The organism is Streptomyces sp. NPDC006140 (genome assembly GCF_040628815.1).
Lineage (GTDB): Bacteria > Actinomycetota > Actinomycetes > Streptomycetales > Streptomycetaceae > Streptomyces.
The window spans coordinates 1-15,346 of record NZ_JBEXTS010000013.1; the positions used below are offsets into that span (position 1 = coordinate 1).

Here is a 15,346-nt window from a genome sequence, read left to right on the forward strand (position 1 = left end):
GGCGGCCGCCCCGGCGGGTACGGGTACCCGCCGGCCGCGGGCGCCCAGCGGCCCCCGGCCGCGCCGGCCGCCGGCGGACGCACCCGCCACTGGATCGAGATCAACGGCACCCGCCACCAGATCTCCCGCCCGACGCTCGTGCTGGGCCGCAGCACCGACGCCGACGTGCGGATCGACGACCCCGGCGTCTCCCGCCGGCACTGCGAGATCCGGACCGGAACGCCCTCGACGATCCAGGATCTCGGATCCACCAACGGCATCGTGGTGGACGGGCAGCACACCACCCGCGCTACGCTCCGCGACGGCTCGCGGATCGTCGTGGGCAGTACCACCGTTATCTATAGGCAAGCCGAAGGGTGAAGCGGGGGCAATGTCAGAGCTGACCCTCACGGTCATGCGGCTGGGGTTCCTGGCCGTTCTGTGGCTGTTCGTGATCGTGGCCGTGCAGGTCATCCGGAGCGACCTGTTCGGGACGCGCGTCACCCAGCGCGGATCGCGCCGCGAGGCCGGCCGGCAGCAGCAGGCCGCCCGCCAGGCGCCGCCGCAGCAGCGCCAGCAGGCCTCCGGCGGCCGGCGCGGCCGTAACGCCCCCACCAAGCTGGTCGTGACCGAGGGCACCCTCACCGGCACGACGGTCGCCCTGCAGGGCCAGACCATCACCCTGGGCCGGGCGCACGACTCGACGATCGTGCTGGACGACGACTACGCCTCCAGCCGCCATGCCAGGATCTATCCGGACCGCGACGGCCAGTGGATCGTCGAGGACCTCGGCTCCACCAACGGCACGTACCTGGACCGGACCCGGCTGACGACTCCCACACCGATTGCGCTGGGCGCGCCGATCCGCATCGGCAAGACCGTCATCGAGCTGCGGAAGTAGTACGACAATGAGCGAGCGGAGCGAGCACGCAGTGGCGGGCCCCACCCCGGGCCCCGGCGCGCTCCCGACCGGAGGGTGGGCAGTGTGGCTCGACACGACCGGCTGTACCCGGAGCCGACAGGCGAGGTGCGCATGAGTCTGTCACTGCGCTTCGCGGCCGGATCGCACAAGGGCATGATCCGGGAGGGCAACGAGGACTCCGGGTACGCCGGCCCACGCCTGCTCGCCATCGCCGACGGCATGGGCGGCGCCGCCGCCGGTGAGGTCGCCTCCTCCGAGGCCATCTCCACCATCGTCGCCCTCGACGACGACGTCCCCGGCTCCGACCTCCTCACCTCGCTCGGCACGGCGGTGCAGCGCGCCAACGACCAGCTGCGCTCGATGGTCGAGGAGGACCCCCAGCTGGAGGGCATGGGGACCACCCTCACCGCCCTGCTGTGGACCGGGCAGCGCCTCGGCCTGGTGCACGTCGGCGACTCCCGCGCGTACCTGCTCCGCGACGGCGTGCTGACCCAGATCACCCAGGACCACACGTGGGTGCAGCGCCTGGTCGACGAGGGCCGCATCACCGAGGAAGAGGCCACCACCCACCCGCAGCGCTCGCTCCTCATGCGCGCGCTCGGCTCCGGCGACCACGTCGAGCCGGACCTCTCCATCCGCGAGGTCCGCGCCGGCGACCGCTACCTGATCTGCTCCGACGGCCTGTCCGGTGTGGTGTCCCACCAGACGCTGGAGGACACCCTCGCCAGCTACCAGGGCCCCCAGGAGACCGTCCAGAACCTCATCGAGCTGGCGCTGCGCGGCGGCGGCCCCGACAACATCACCGTCATCGTCGCCGACGTCCTCGACCTGGACACCGGCGACACCCTCGCGGGGCAGCTGTCCGACACCCCGGTCGTGGTCGGCGCGGTCGCCGAGAACCAGCACCAGCTGCACGACAACGGCATCATGCAGACCCCCGCCGGCCGCGCCTCCGGGCTCGGCCGCCAGGGGCACGGCCAGGGCGGCGGCGAGTTCGGCCCGCCCGGCTCCGGCGACACCACCGGCTACATCCCGGCGACCGGCTTCGGCTACGGCGACGACGACTTCGTCAAGCCGCGCCGGAAGGGCCGCTGGCTGAAGAGATCCCTCTACAGCGCCCTGGTGCTCGCCGTCATCGGCGGCGGACTCTACGGCGGCTGGCGCTGGACGCAGACGCAGTACTACGTCGGCACCCAGGGCGAGCACGTCGCGCTGTACCGGGGCATCAGCCAGGACCTGGCCTGGGTCTCCCTCTCGAAGGTCGAGAAGGACCACCCCGAGATCGAACTCAAGTACCTGCCGCCGTACCAGCAGAAGGCGGTCAAGGCGACCATCGCCGAGGGCGGGCTGAAGAACGCCCAGGCGAAGATCCAGGAACTGTCGGTACAGGCCTCCGCGTGCAGGAAGGAAGCGCAGCGGCGCGAGGCCGAGAGCCGGAACAACTCCAGGACCGGCGAAGGCGAGGCCGGCGGCACCACGGGAACCACTCCCGCCTCCTTCACGTCAAAGGCCACACCGACGCCGAACCCGTCTAACCCGTCGGGCTCGCCGTCGGCGCCTGAGAAGTCCACGCCCCCGACCACGACCGCACCCACTCCCAGCCCCGGCCCCAGCCTCTCGGAGGAAGAGCAGAAGGTCGTCTCGCTGTGCGGTAAGCAGTAGGCAAGCCGTGAGAGGCCCTGTCACACGATGAGCAGTACTACGAACTCGCCGACGCACCACACGTCCACGATCGGCGCGATCGGCGCCCCGAGCCGACGCAACACCGAGCTGGCGCTGCTGTTGTTCGCCGTCGTCATCCCGGTGTTCGCCTATGCCAACGTCGGGCTGGCCATCAACGACTCGGTGCCTCCGGGCCTGCTGAGCTACGGGCTCGGGCTGGGTCTCCTCGCGGGCGTCGGCCATCTCGTCGTCCGGAAGTTCGCCCCGTACGCCGACCCCCTGATGCTGCCGCTGGCCACCCTGCTCAACGGGCTCGGCCTGGTGGTCATCTGGCGGCTGGACCAGTCGGAGAAGCTGCAGGCGAGCAAGACCTTCGTCGAGGCGGCACCGCGCCAGCTGCTGTACTCGGCGATGGGCGTCGCCCTGCTCGTGGTCGTGCTGATCTTCCTGAAGGACCACCGGGTCCTCCAGCGGTACACCTACATCTCCATGGCCGCGGCCCTGCTGCTGCTCGTGATGCCGCTGATCCCCGGCCTCAGCGCCCCGACGTACGGCGCCAAGATCTGGATCAAGATCCCGGGCCTCGGCACGCTCCAGCCCGGCGAGTTCGCGAAGATCGCCCTCGCGGTGTTCTTCGCCGGCTACCTCATGGTCAAGCGGGACGCCCTGGCCCTGGCCAGCCGCCGCTTCATGGGCCTGTACCTGCCGCGCGGCCGCGACCTCGGTCCGATCCTCGTCGTCTGGGTGATGTCGATCCTCATCCTGGTCTTCGAGACCGACCTCGGTACGTCGCTGCTGTTCTTCGGAATGTTCGTCATCATGCTGTACGTCGCCACCGAGCGGACCAGCTGGATCGTCTTCGGTCTGCTGATGTCCGCGGTCGGCGCCGTCGGCGTGGCGAGCTTCGAGCCGCACATCCAGACGCGTGTGCAGGCCTGGCTCAACCCGATGCGCGAGTTCGAACTCTCCCGCGCGGGCGTCCAGGACGGTGTCGTCCACTCCGAGCAGGCCATGCAGGCGCTGTGGGCCTTCGGCTCCGGCGGCACCCTCGGCACCGGCCTCGGGCAGGGCCACTCCGACCTCATCGGCTTCGCCGCCAACTCCGACTTCATCCTCGCCACCTTCGGCGAGGAGCTCGGCCTGGCCGGCGTCATGGCGATCCTGCTCCTCTACGGCCTGATCATCGAACGGGGCGTGCGCACCGCCCTCGCGGCCCGCGACCCGTTCGGCAAGCTGCTGGCCATCGGCCTGTCCGGCGCCTTCGGCCTCCAGGTCTTCGTCGTGGCCGGCGGTGTCATGGGCCTCATCCCGCTGACCGGTATGACGCTGCCGTTCGTCGCCTACGGCGGTTCCTCCGTGATCGCCAACTGGGCGCTGATCGGCATCCTGCTCCGCATCAGCGACACCGCCCGACGCCCGGCCCCCGCTCCCGCCGCCAACCCCGACGCCGAGATGACCCAGGTGGTCCGCCCGTCATGAACAAGCCCCTGCGCCGGATCGCGATCTTCTGCGGCCTGCTCGTCCTGGCACTGCTGATCCGCGACAACTGGATCCAGTACGTCAAGGCCGACGAGCTGAGGACCGACACCAAGAACCGACGCGTCTCGATCGAGCGCTACGCCTCACCGCGCGGCGACATCATCGTCGGCGGCGACCCCATCACCGGGCACGCCACGACCACCTCGGGCGACTTCAAGTTCAAGCGCACCTACAAGGACGGCCCCATGTGGGCGCCCGTCACCGGCTTCGTCTCGCAGGCCTTCGGCGCCAACCAGCTGGAGTCCATCGAGGACGGCATCCTCACCGGCAACGACGACCGGCTCTTCTTCCGCAACACGCTCGACATGCTGACGGGCAAGAAGAAGGAGGGCGGCAACGTCGTCACGACGCTCAACGCCGACGCGCAGAAGGCCGCCTACAACGGCCTGAAGAAGCAGGGCGGCAAGGGCGCGGTGGTGGCGCTGGAGCCGTCCACCGGCAAGATCCTGGCGCTGGCCTCCTACCCGTCGTACGACCCCTCGTCGATCGCGGGCAACAGCGAAGAGGACGCCAAGGCCTGGAAGAAGCTGGACAAGAAGAACAACCCCGACGACCCGATGCTCAACCGGGCGCTGCGGGAGACGTACCCGCCCGGCTCGACCTTCAAGGTCGTCACCGCGGCAGCCGCCCTGGAGGACGGCCTGTACCCGGACCCGGACGCGAAGACCGACTCGCCCGACCCCTGGGTCATGGAGGGCACCACCACCAAGCTGCCCAACGAGGGCAACATCCCCTGCAAGAACGCGACGCTGCGCGTGGCGCTGCAGTACTCCTGCAACACCGTCTTCGGCAAGATCGGCTCCGACCTCGGCAACGACAAGATGCTGGACATGGCCAAGAAGTTCGGCTTCACGGAGGAGCAGTTCACGCCGGTCCGCTCCAGCGCGTCGGTGTTCTCCGACGACATGAACCCGTCGCAGACCGCGCTGTCCTCCATCGGCCAGTTCAACACCGCCGCGACCCCGCTGCAGATGGCCATGGTGGCCTCGGCCGTCGCCAACAACGGCACCCTCATGAAGCCGTACATGGTCGACGAGCTGCAGGCTCCGAACGTCGACACCATCGAGAAGACCGAGCCCGAGGAGATGAGCCAGCCGCTGTCGGCGAAGAACGCCCAGCTCCTCCAGTCGATGATGGAGACGGTCGTCGACAAGGGCACGGGCTCCAACGCCAAGATCCCCGGCGTCAAGGTCGGCGGCAAGACCGGTACCGCCCAGCACGGCGTGGACAACAGCGAGAACCCCTACGCGTGGTTCATCTCCTACGCCAAGGGCGCGGACGGCACCGCGCCGGTCGCCGTGGCGGTCGTGGTCGAGGACGACAACGCCGTCCGTGACGACATCTCCGGCGGCGGCCTCGCGGCACCGATCGCGAGGAACGTGATGGAGGCGGTCATCGAGAGCAAGAAGTGACCCCGCTCACGTCTGCTTCACATCGGTGCACGTTGCGATACCGGTCCTGTATCGGCTGACGGGCTTGGCCAGGTCACACAAAACAAGCCGGGTACGGTAGGCCCGGACGGCAGCCTCCGACCGTACAAGCTTCCGGTCGGGACCGACGGAGAGGGCTGGTAGGTAGCTATGGAAGAGCCGCGTCGCCTCGGCGGCCGGTACGAACTGGGCCAGGTGCTCGGGCGTGGTGGCATGGCAGAGGTCTACCTCGCGCATGACACCCGCCTCGGCCGCACCGTGGCGGTGAAGACGCTCCGCGCGGACCTCGCGCGCGACCCTTCCTTCCAGGCCCGGTTCCGCCGGGAGGCCCAGTCGGCCGCCTCGCTCAACCATCCCGCGATCGTCGCGGTCTACGACACGGGCGAGGACTACATCGACAACGTGTCGATCCCGTACATCGTGATGGAGTACGTCGACGGCTCCACACTCCGTGAGCTCCTGCACTCCGGCCGCAAGCTGCTGCCGGAGCGGGCCATGGAGATGACCATCGGCATCCTCCAGGGCCTGGAGTACGCCCACCGCAACGGCATCGTCCACCGCGACATCAAGCCCGCGAACGTCATGCTGACGCGCAACGGCCAGGTCAAGGTGATGGACTTCGGCATCGCCCGCGCCATGGGCGACTCCGGCATGACGATGACCCAGACGGCCGCCGTCATCGGCACCGCCCAGTACCTCTCCCCGGAGCAGGCCAAGGGCGAGCAGGTCGACGCCCGCTCCGACCTGTACTCCACCGGCTGTCTGCTGTACGAGCTGCTGACCGTCCGCCCGCCCTTCGTCGGCGACTCCCCGGTGGCCGTGGCCTACCAGCACGTCCGGGAGGAACCGCAGGCGCCGAGCGTCTTCGACCCCGAGATCACGCCCGAGATGGACGCGATCGTGCTGAAGGCGCTCGTCAAGGACCCCGACTACCGCTACCAGTCGGCCGACGAGATGCGCGCCGACATCGAGGCCTGCCTCGACGGCCAGCCGGTCGCGGCCACGGCCGCGATGGGCTCCGTGGGCTACGGCGGCTACCCGGACGACCAGCCGACGACGGCCCTGCGCGCGGACTCCGGCGCGGGCGCCACGTCGATGCTGCCCCCCATGAACCCGGACGAGGGCGGCTACGGCTACGACGACCGCCCCGACCGGCGCCGCGGACAGCAGCGCAAGTCCAGCACCTCGACGATCCTGCTCGTGGTGGCGGGCATCCTCGTGCTGGTCGGCGCGATCCTCATCGGACGGTGGGCGTTCAGCGGCGACGGGGGCGACAACACGTTCCCGGCGCCCAACCTCGTCGGGGAGACCGAACAGAACGCCCGGAAACTCGCGACCAACTCCGACCTGAAACTGACGTTCTCGAAGAAGCCCTGCGACAACCAGGCCAAGGGCAACGTCTGCTCCCAGGACCCGGAACCCGGTACGGACGTCCAGAAGGGCGACACCATCGCCGTGGTGGTGTCGACGGGCGCGCCCAAGGTGACGGTGCCGGACGTGACGGGCCTGACCTACGAGAAGGCCGCGGCCCAGCTCGAGGACAAGGGCTTCAACGTCGAGCAGAAGACGGAGGAGTCCGACCGCACGCCCGGCGTGGTCATCAAGCAGAACCCCGACGGCGACACGGAACAGGAGAAGGGCTCCACGATCACCCTGACCGTCGCCAAGGAAGCCGCGAAGTCCACCGTCCCGGACGTCCTCGGCCAGAGCTGTGACGCGGCCAAGCAGCAGATGCAGGCCAGCGACCTGGTCGGCAACTGCACCGAGGTCGAGACCGACGACGACAGCCAGGTCGGCAAGGTCATCCAGACCACGCCGCAGCCCGGCACCCCGGTCGAGAAGAACTCGTCGGTGAACATCCAGATCGGCAAGAAGAAGGAACAGCAGAAGACGCGCGTGCCCCAGGTCGTCGGCCGGACCGTCGGTGAGGCCAAGCAGGCCCTGGCGGCGGCCGGCTTCACGAACATCCAGTTCGCGAACGGCAGCGACCAGAGCGACAACGCCCTCGTCGCCGGCCAGGACCCCCAGGGCAACCAGGAGGTCGACGACCCGGCCGGCACGACGGTGACGCTCCAGACCGTCAGCTTCGGCAACAACGGCGGCAACAACAACGGCGGCGGCGGCGGAAACGGCGGCATCTTCGGCGGCCTCAACGGCGACGACTGACGCGGCACCCCGCTCGCACAGAGCCCCGGCACCCGTGAGGGTGCCGGGGCTCTCCCGTTCTCCGTCAGGTCTCCGTCAGGTCCCGTCAGCGCAGTTCCTTCGGCGGTGTCCGGTCCGCGTCCACCTTCTCGACCCGCTCCAGCTCGCCCCACACGATGTACCGGTAGGTGCTCGTGTACACCGGTGTGCAGGTCGTCAGCGTGATGTAGTGGCCCGGCTTCTTCCTGCCCGACTCCTTCGGGATCTGCGAGAGGACCTTGACGTTGAACTTCGAGGTCTCGGGAAGGATGGCGAAGGCCTTGTAGACGTACCACTTGTCCTTCGTCTCGAAGACGATCGGATCACCCTTCTTGATCTTGTCGATGTTGTGGAACTTGGCCCCGTGGCCGTCGCGGTGGGCGGCGAGGGAGAAGTTGCCGGGCTTGCCCGACATCGGCAGGGCCGACTTGACGGGCTCGGTGTAGTAACCGGCCACACCATCGTTGAGGATCTTGTTCGACGTGCCCTTCTCGACCAGGACCTCGCCGTTCTTCATCGCGGGCACGTGCAGGAAGCCGATGCCGTTCTTCGTGTCCAGCGCCCCGGGGCCGCCCCGGCCGTGCGCCCAGTCGTCACGGACCCGGTCGGCCTGCTTGCCGGCCGTACGGTCGGCGATGACGTTCGTCCACCACAGCGAGTAGACGACGAACAGGCCGAGGACCAGGCCCGCGGTGATGAGGAGTTCCCCGAAGACGCTGACCGCCCGCGCGATCGGGCCGGGCCTGCGGCGCGCCGCAGGCCGCCGCGACGCCGCGCCGGTGTGCTCTTCGTGGTCCGTGTCGGTGGTCGCTGCCACTGGTCATCTGCCCTTAACTGACGAGCGCATCCGGCTTGCCCTTGCTGCGCGGCCGTTCCTCGACCATCTTGCCCCAGACGATCATCCGGTACTTGCTGGTGAACTCCGGCGTGCACGTGGTCAGCGTGATGTAGCGGCCGGGCTCGGTGAATCCCGACCCCGCGGGGATCGGGTTCAGGACGCTCGTGTTGCTCGGCGACGTCACCGGCAGGATCGACGCCATCTTGTAGACGTAGTACTCGTCCTGGGTCTCCACGACGATCGGGTCGCCCGGCGTGAGCTTGTTGATGTACCGGAACGGTTCTCCGTGGGTGTTGCGGTGGCCCGCGAGCCCGAAGTTCCCGGTCTTGTCACTGGGCATGGCGGTCTTCAGCGCGCCCTCGGCGTAGTGGCCGACCATGCCCCGGTCCAGGACGCCCTTGTTGCTGGTGCCCTCCGCGATCGGCACCACCACGTCCAGCTTCGGGATGTGCAGGATGGCGAAGCCCTGCCCCGGTTCGAACGTCCCCGGGTTGCGCTTGCCGTTCGCCCAGTCGTCCTGGAGGCTGCTGGCCTCCTGGCCGGCCTGCGCGTGCGCCCGCACGTTCGTCCACCACAGCTGGTAGGTGACGAACAGCAGCATCAGCACGCCGGTCGTGATGAACACCTCGCCTATGGCCCGGCTGGCGACGACCGCGGGGCCCGGCTTGCGCGCCCGCGCCTGCCGCCGCGCCTCGACCCGCGACAGGGGCGCCCGGGACCCTTCTTCCGCCGGGCGGGTGTCCGGGGCGCCGCCACGGCGCCCGTGACGGCGTTTGGCGGCCTTCCTGCGGGCCGCCCGGCCGCCGTGGGCCCCTCCGTCGTGCCGCGGACCGTCGGCGGCCGCAGAGCCCGGTATGGACTCACCGGCCGCGGGCGGCGGATCCGGTATCCGCAGCGCCACCGTCTCCTCGTCGACCGCAGGCCCGTACGGCTCCTCCGGGACGGGCTCGTACGACGCCGCCGCGTACGGCTCAGGCGTCGGCTCGTACGACTGCGGCCGGGGCGAGCGGGCTTCCGGCGCCGGCTCGTACGACTGCGGCTCCGGCTCCGGCGGGTACGACTGCTGCTGCGCTCCCGGCTGCGGGGACGCACCGTACGCCCCTCCGCCCGACCAGTCCTCGAACGCACCCGGCACCCCGTACGACTGCTGCCCGTACGAGGTGTCGGACTCGCGCTCGGGGCGCAGCGCCGTCACGCCGTGGCCCTGCCCACCACCGGGGCGAGCCCGGCCGACCTCGCCACCGCGCCCTCGTCGCCGCACTCCACCAGCCAGTTGGCCAGCATCCGGTGCCCGTGCTCGGTCAGCACCGACTCGGGGTGGAACTGCACGCCCTCCACCGGAAGTTCGCGGTGCCTGAGGCCCATCACGATGCCGTCGTGGGTCCGGGCCGTGACCTCCAGTTCGGCCGGGACCGTGGCCGGCTCGGCGGCCAGGGAGTGGTAGCGCGTCGCCGTGAAGGGCGAGGGCAGGCCGGCGAAGACACCCCGGCCGCCGTGCTCGACCGGCGAGGTCTTGCCGTGCAGCAGTTCGGGCGCCCGGTCCACGACACCGCCGTACGCCACCTGCATCGACTGCATGCCCAGGCAGACGCCGAAGACCGGGACGCCCGTGGCGGCGCAGTGCCGGACCATGTCCACGCAGACGCCCGCCTCCTCCGGCGTGCCCGGGCCCGGGGAGAGCAGGACGCCGTCGAAGCCGTCCTGGGCGTGCGCCGTCGAGACCTCGTCGTTGCGCAGGACCTCGCACTCGGCGCCCAGCTGGTACAGGTACTGGACCAGGTTGAAGACGAAGCTGTCGTAGTTGTCCACGACGAGAATGCGCGCGCTCACTGGTTGTCCACCGTCACATCGTTGAAGGGCAGCAGCGGTTCCGCCCACGGGAAGACGTACTGGAAAAGCACGTAGACCACGGCCACGACCAGGGCGAGTGAGATCAACGCCTTCACCCATGTGTTCCCCGGCAGATGCCGCCAGATCCAGCCGTACATGCCGTCCCTTCCGTCGTACCACGGCACCAGACCTACGCCGTACAGCCACCAGACTAACGGCGCAACGCCTCAGGTTTCCCTGCCTCCACGGGCTGGGTGGAGTCCAGGTGCGCCCAGACGATCAGCCGATGACTGTGGCCCCATTCCGGGTCGCACGTGGTCAGCGTCAGATAGCGGCCCGAACGCGTGTACCCGGATGTACGTGGGACAGGGTCGATCACCTCGATGTCCGAGGGCACTGTTTTGTACGGGCCTTTGTCGATCCGATACGTGAACCACGTCGTGCCGTCGGTCAGCACCACGGCGTCACCGCGCCGCAGCCTGGGGAAATCCTTGAAGGGATCACCGTGGGTGCGGCGGTGGCCGGCGACCGCGAAGTTCCCCTTCTGCCCCAGCTGGGCGGTCTCCGCGTAGTGCCCGAGGCCCTTCTTCAGGGTGCCGGTGGCGGTGCCCTCGAGCACCGGCTTGTTCCACGTGAAACCAAGACGCGGGATGTACATGATCGCGAAAGGCCTGCCCTCGGCGTACGGCGCCGGCTTCGCGGGGCTCCCGGTGGCCGTCCCGGCCGGCGGACGGGGCTTCGACCACTCCTCGCGGAGCAGGTCGATCTGGTCGTCCATGACGCTGTCGGCCCGCACACCGGTCCAGAACAGCAGGTAGACGACGAACAGCACGATCACGCTGCCGACGGTGACGCACAGTTCGCTGACGGTCCTGACGATCACGCGCACCGGCGGCTCCCCCGGCCTGGGCTCCTACTCCACGGGCTTCGCGTAGTGCAGATCCACTGTGCCCGAGTAGCCGGGCAGAGTCACCGGGCCGTTCTCCTCGACTTTCCAGCCGAGCCCGTAGACGTTGACGTAGACCATGTAGTTCTGGATCGCCGGGGACGCCGCGAGCGCCTTCTTCAGCTTCCCGGGGTCGCCGACCGCCGTGATCTTGTACGGCGGTGAGTAGACGCGGCCCTGGAGGATCAGGGTGTTGCCCACGCAGCGCACCGCGCTCGTGGAGATCAGCCGCTGGTCCATGACCTTGATGCCCTTGGCGCCGCCCTGCCACAGCGCGTTCACCACGGCCTGGAGGTCCTGCTGGTGGATGACCAGGTAGTCGGGCTGCGGCTCGGGGTAGCCGGGGAGCTTGGCGGTGGCGTCCGGCGGGGCGTCGTTGAGCGTGACCGTGAGCGACTCGCCCTTGAGCTTCTGGGTGCCCGCGCGCTTCTCCAGCGCCGCGAGCTTGGCGTCCTCGGCCTTGGTCGACCCGTCGTCCCGCTCCGCCAGCGCCTCTATGTCCTTGCGCAGTGCGCCGTTCGTCTCGTCCAGGCGGCCGTTCTCCCGGCTGCGCTCCTGGATCAGGTCGGACAGCTTCAGCAGCGAGGCGTCCGTGCGGATGTCGGTTCCCTTGGCCGTGTTGAAGCTGGTGAAGAAGATCAGCCCGGCGAGAGCGAAGACGGCCGCGGTGAGGATCCGCACGGGCCGGAAACGGCGCGCGCGCCCAGGGGTGGATCCCGTCCCGGGGGAGTCGGCAGAATTGCTCAACGTACCCTTATCTCCTTCGGCGCGGCGGAAGCACTACGCTAACGGACGCCCGGGGGAGCAATCGGAGTCCCCTTACGCTGCCCCGAGACCGACCCAGTTACCTGCGCGGCCACGCAGCGCATCGACAGGAGAGACCCTCGTGCCGAAGTCACGTATCCGCAAGAAGGCCGACTACACGCCGCCGCCGTCGAAGCAGACGACCGCGCTCAAGCTGGACAGCCGTGCCTGGGTCGCGCCCGTCATGCTGGCCATGTTCCTCATCGGGCTGGCCTGGATCGTCGTCTTCTACGTCACCGACGGTTCGCTGCCCATCGACGCGCTCGGCAACTGGAACATCGTGGTGGGCTTCGGCTTCATCGCGGCCGGATTCGGCGTCTCGACGCAGTGGAAGTAGCGGTCACCGGAAGGTGAACGCAGCTCTGCCCAGGGTTGTTCGCTGAGTTATCCACAGCCATTGTCCACAGGTGGAAAAGAAACGACGATCTGTGGATAACTCGCTGGGCGTTGACGCCGGTATGACGGAAGTACCGGAACTCGAAAACTTGTTCGCCCCCTGCCTGACCTGCGGAAACGCAGGTCGGTGACAGGGGGCACATGTGTTCCCGCACCCTATGCACAAGATCCGCCACCCGCTGTGGACAACGGTCGCGCTCAGGTGAGCTGGGCCGTCCTCAACAGGGTCAACAGCACGACCACGGCCAGGACCAGCGCGCAGGTTCCGTACTGGACCAGGGAGCGGCGCTCGCGCGGGGCGTGGACCATGGCGTAGCCGACGGCGACGCCGGCGACGAGGCCGCCGATGTGGGCCTGCCAGGAGATGTTGAAGCCCGGGCTGAAGGTGAAGATCAGGTTGATCACCAGCAGCGCGATGATCGGCCGCATGTCGTAGTTGAGCCGCCGCATCAGGACGGCCGTCGCGCCGAAGAGGCCGAAGATCGCGCCGGAGGCGCCGAGGGTGGCGGTGTCCGGCGAGGTCAGCAGATAGGCCAGGGCGCTGCCGGCGAGGCCCGAGATGAGGTACAGCGCGAGGTAGCGGACGCGGCCGAGGGCCGCTTCGAGCGGGCCGCCGAGCCACCAGAGGCTGAGCATGTTGAACGCGATGTGCCAGATCTCCTGGTGCGTGAACATCGAGGTCACCATGCGGTACCACTCGCCTCCCGCCACGCCCTGGGTGGGCAGGTAGGGCGCGGGCGGCCAGGCGCCGAGCAGGACGAGGTCGTTCAGGAGCGACTCGTTGACCTGGACGGCGATGAACACCGCCAGGTTGATGCCGATGAGGATCTTGGTCAGCAGGCGGGGGTCGGCCGTGATGGTGCCGCCGGCGATCGTGCGGGGCATGGCGGCCGTGGGCGCGTGGCCGGTGCCGGATCCGGAGCGGACGCACTCGGGGCACTGGAAGCCGACGGAGGCGTTGACCATGCACTCGGGGCAGATCGGCCGCTCGCAGCGGGTGCAGCGGATGCCGGTCTCACGGTCCGCGTGGCGATAGCACGTGGGGACGCTGTGGGCGTCCTGCGGGCTGCCCGCAGCCTGGTCGTCCATGAGATCCCCTAGGTCGTGATGAAAGCCGTGGTGGGCAAAGCCCCGCCCCGCTCATCCTTACGGATGAGCGGGGCGATTGGTTCCCTGTGGGAGCTTTCGCTCAGCGGGTCTCGACGACGACCGACTCGATGACCACGTCGTTGACCGGGCGGTCGGTGCGCGGGTTCGTCTGGGTCGAGGCGATGGTGTCGACGACCTTCTGGCTGGCGGCGTCGGTGACCTCGCCGAAGATGGTGTGCTTGCGGTTCAGCCACGCCGTCGGGGCGACGGTGATGAAGAACTGCGAGCCGTTGGTGCCCGGGCCGGCGTTGGCCATCGCCAGCAGGTAGGGCTTGTCGAAGCGCAGGTCCGGGTGGAACTCGTCCTCGAACTGGTAGCCGGGGCCGCCGGTGCCGTTGCCCAGCGGGTCACCGCCCTGGATCATGAAACCGCTGATCACCCGGTGGAAGACCGTGCCGTCGTAGAGCCTGTCCGTGGACTTCTGGCCCGTCTCCGGGTGCGTCCACTCCCGCTCGCCCTGGGCGAGCTCGACGAAGTTCTTGACCGTCTTGGGGGCGTGGTTCGGCAGAAGCCGGACTTCGATGTCGCCGTGGTTGGTCTTCAGGGTGGCGTAGAGCTGCTCAGCCACGATCTGCCTTCCGTTGTCTTTCTGTGACTCCCTGATCCTCGCATGGACGGGGCCCGGCGTCGCCCGACCTCCGTTCACCGGAGGTAAACCGGGCCGAACGGCTGCGGAAAACCAGTCGAGTAGTCGCCGGGCGGGGGCGCGCGGTGGCGATCCGTGGCATTGTCGACGACAAGCTCATGTTGACCCCTGTTCATCCGTTCTTGTACTCGATCAACTCCATCGGCACCCGTATGCCCGTCTGGCATGGCGCGAAGCGCCCGGGCAGGCATGATCCGTAAAAGGGTGGAAAGTCGAAATACCGTACGCCACCGAGGAGGAGGAACCCGTGACCCGCATCGACAGCGTGCGCGCCGCGACCGGTTCGGCGAAGGACAGCGTGCTGCACGCCGCGGAAGTGGTGGCGCCCTACGCCGACACGGCCAAGGACAGGGCCGCGCACTACGCACACGAGGCACGCGTACGGCTAGCGCCCAAGGTGACGCAGGCCGCCGGGCAGGCACGCGTCCAGTACGGCACTCACGTGCAGCCGTATCTGGAGCAGGCCCGCACGCATGTGCCGCCGAAGGTCGACCAGGCCGCCCAGGAGGCCGCCGTCCGTACCCGCAAGGCCGCCCGTCAGGCGGCGGAGTACTCCCGGCCGAGGATCGAGCAGGCGATGGCCGCGGCCGTCCCCGTCACGACAGAGGCCGCGGCTCGGAGTGCGGCCGCGATGGCCGCACTGCGCGGCCAGGTCTCGTCCAAGGAGATCCAGCGGCTGGTCCGCAGGCATGAACGGCGGGCCAGGGTCGGCAAGGCCATGAAGACGCTGGTGATCCTGGGTGCCGTCGCGGGCGGCGCCTTCGCCGCCTGGAAGTGGTGGGACAAGCAGGCCAACCCGGACTGGCTGGTCGAGCCGCCCGCCGCGACGGAGGTCCCCGAGTCCGGTCGGCTGTCCGCCGTGGACGGCAGCGGCCAGTCGGCGCTGGACCCGGAGGTCCAGGCCAAGGAGGCCGAGGAAGAGGCCGCCCAGCGCGACGACCGTTCCTGACGGTCGCCGGATCGCAGAGCACGGCGGGGCGGAAGCCCTGAGGCCCGGCCTCGGGGGCTCCCGCCCCGCCGT

16 protein-coding genes are annotated in these 15,346 nt (G+C 69.2%); 8 read left to right on the forward strand and 8 right to left on the reverse strand.

The window, feature by feature from the left end:
• From ABZ386_RS29520 to pknB, 6 genes are all read left to right on the forward strand, one after another.
• A partial coding sequence (locus ABZ386_RS29520) for an FHA domain-containing protein (RefSeq protein ID WP_358966632.1) occupies positions 1-360 on the forward strand: 360 nt, incomplete at its 5' end.
• A gap of 10 nt (positions 361-370) precedes the next feature.
• The gene (locus tag ABZ386_RS29525) at positions 371-880 is read left to right on the forward strand and encodes an FHA domain-containing protein (protein WP_114254153.1); all 510 of its coding nucleotides are present in this window, start codon (positions 371-373) and stop codon (positions 878-880) included.
• 132 nt (positions 881-1,012) lie between these two features.
• On the forward strand, positions 1,013-2,563 hold the full coding sequence (locus ABZ386_RS29530; protein WP_351340385.1) for a Stp1/IreP family PP2C-type Ser/Thr phosphatase: 1,551 nt from the start codon (positions 1,013-1,015) through the stop codon (positions 2,561-2,563).
• 27 nt (positions 2,564-2,590) lie between these two features.
• Positions 2,591-4,042, forward strand: a complete 1,452-nt coding sequence (locus tag ABZ386_RS29535) for an FtsW/RodA/SpoVE family cell cycle protein (protein ID WP_351340387.1) — start codon at positions 2,591-2,593, stop codon at positions 4,040-4,042.
• Positions 4,039-5,514, forward strand: a complete 1,476-nt coding sequence (locus tag ABZ386_RS29540; protein ID WP_351340389.1) for a penicillin-binding protein 2 — start codon at positions 4,039-4,041, stop codon at positions 5,512-5,514. The genes ABZ386_RS29535 and ABZ386_RS29540 overlap by 4 nt, the downstream gene beginning before the upstream one ends.
• 168 nt (positions 5,515-5,682) lie before the next feature.
• Entirely contained in the window at positions 5,683-7,698 is a 2,016-nt protein-coding gene (gene pknB, locus ABZ386_RS29545; protein WP_356506209.1) for a Stk1 family PASTA domain-containing Ser/Thr kinase, read from the forward strand.
• Positions 7,699-7,783: 85 nt separating this feature from the next.
• On the opposite strand, the gene ABZ386_RS29550 is transcribed toward pknB, so the two are convergent.
• Genes ABZ386_RS29550 through ABZ386_RS29575 form a run of 6 tightly spaced genes read right to left on the reverse strand, consistent with a single transcriptional unit; the run spans position 7,784 to position 12,077 of the window.
• Positions 7,784-8,533, reverse strand: coding sequence for a class E sortase (locus tag ABZ386_RS29550; protein WP_351340394.1), 750 nt, complete (start codon positions 8,531-8,533; stop codon positions 7,784-7,786).
• Between the two features lie 13 nt (positions 8,534-8,546).
• Entirely contained in the window at positions 8,547-9,749 is a 1,203-nt protein-coding gene (locus ABZ386_RS29555) for a class E sortase (protein WP_355717547.1), read from the reverse strand.
• On the reverse strand, positions 9,746-10,384 hold the full coding sequence (locus ABZ386_RS29560; protein ID WP_351340399.1) for an aminodeoxychorismate/anthranilate synthase component II: 639 nt from the start codon (positions 10,382-10,384) through the stop codon (positions 9,746-9,748). The genes ABZ386_RS29555 and ABZ386_RS29560 overlap by 4 nt, the downstream gene beginning before the upstream one ends.
• The gene (locus ABZ386_RS29565) at positions 10,381-10,542 is read right to left on the reverse strand and encodes a hypothetical protein (RefSeq protein ID WP_010032594.1); all 162 of its coding nucleotides are present in this window, start codon (positions 10,540-10,542) and stop codon (positions 10,381-10,383) included. Before ABZ386_RS29565 ends, ABZ386_RS29560 begins: the two co-directional genes overlap by 4 nt.
• Positions 10,543-10,595: 53 nt before the next feature.
• On the reverse strand, positions 10,596-11,273 hold the full coding sequence (locus ABZ386_RS29570; RefSeq protein ID WP_355717542.1) for a class E sortase: 678 nt from the start codon (positions 11,271-11,273) through the stop codon (positions 10,596-10,598).
• A gap of 24 nt (positions 11,274-11,297) precedes the next feature.
• Entirely contained in the window at positions 11,298-12,077 is a 780-nt protein-coding gene (locus ABZ386_RS29575) for a DUF881 domain-containing protein (RefSeq protein WP_351340406.1), read from the reverse strand.
• A 139-nt stretch (positions 12,078-12,216) separates the two neighbouring features.
• Between ABZ386_RS29575 and crgA the strand changes: the two genes are divergently transcribed.
• Positions 12,217-12,471 carry a cell division protein CrgA gene (gene crgA, locus ABZ386_RS29580; protein WP_114254143.1) on the forward strand — a complete coding sequence of 85 codons (255 nt, stop codon included), beginning with the start codon at positions 12,217-12,219 and terminating at the stop codon, positions 12,469-12,471.
• 257 nt (positions 12,472-12,728) lie between these two features.
• On the opposite strand, the gene ABZ386_RS29585 is transcribed toward crgA, so the two are convergent.
• Both ABZ386_RS29585 and ABZ386_RS29590 read right to left on the reverse strand, forming a co-directional pair.
• Positions 12,729-13,619: a rhomboid family intramembrane serine protease gene (locus ABZ386_RS29585; protein WP_355717537.1), complete on the reverse strand. Its 891-nt coding sequence runs from the start codon at positions 13,617-13,619 to the stop codon at positions 12,729-12,731.
• Positions 13,620-13,719: 100 nt separating this feature from the next.
• The gene (locus ABZ386_RS29590; RefSeq protein ID WP_351340412.1) at positions 13,720-14,247 is read right to left on the reverse strand and encodes a peptidylprolyl isomerase; all 528 of its coding nucleotides are present in this window, start codon (positions 14,245-14,247) and stop codon (positions 13,720-13,722) included.
• A gap of 325 nt (positions 14,248-14,572) precedes the next feature.
• Here ABZ386_RS29590 and ABZ386_RS29595 point away from each other — a divergent pair, with 325 nt between their 5' ends.
• Complete coding sequence (locus tag ABZ386_RS29595) at positions 14,573-15,274, forward strand: DUF5324 family protein (RefSeq protein ID WP_351340415.1); 702 nt, start codon at positions 14,573-14,575, stop codon at positions 15,272-15,274.
• Positions 15,275-15,346 lie beyond the last annotated feature (72 nt).

Coding starts and splice junctions, on each gene's coding strand:
- ABZ386_RS29525 (WP_114254153.1), top strand. CDS start 371: ATGTCAGAGCTGACCCTCACGGTCATGCGGCTGGGGTTCCTGGCCGTT.
- ABZ386_RS29530 (WP_351340385.1), top strand. CDS start 1,013: ATGAGTCTGTCACTGCGCTTCGCGGCCGGATCGCACAAGGGCATGATC.
- ABZ386_RS29535 (WP_351340387.1), top strand. CDS start 2,591: ATGAGCAGTACTACGAACTCGCCGACGCACCACACGTCCACGATCGGC.
- ABZ386_RS29540 (WP_351340389.1), top strand. CDS start 4,039: ATGAACAAGCCCCTGCGCCGGATCGCGATCTTCTGCGGCCTGCTCGTC.
- pknB (WP_356506209.1), top strand. CDS start 5,683: ATGGAAGAGCCGCGTCGCCTCGGCGGCCGGTACGAACTGGGCCAGGTG.
- ABZ386_RS29565 (WP_010032594.1), bottom strand. CDS start 10,542: ATGTACGGCTGGATCTGGCGGCATCTGCCGGGGAACACATGGGTGAAG.
- ABZ386_RS29585 (WP_355717537.1), bottom strand. CDS start 13,619: ATGGACGACCAGGCTGCGGGCAGCCCGCAGGACGCCCACAGCGTCCCC.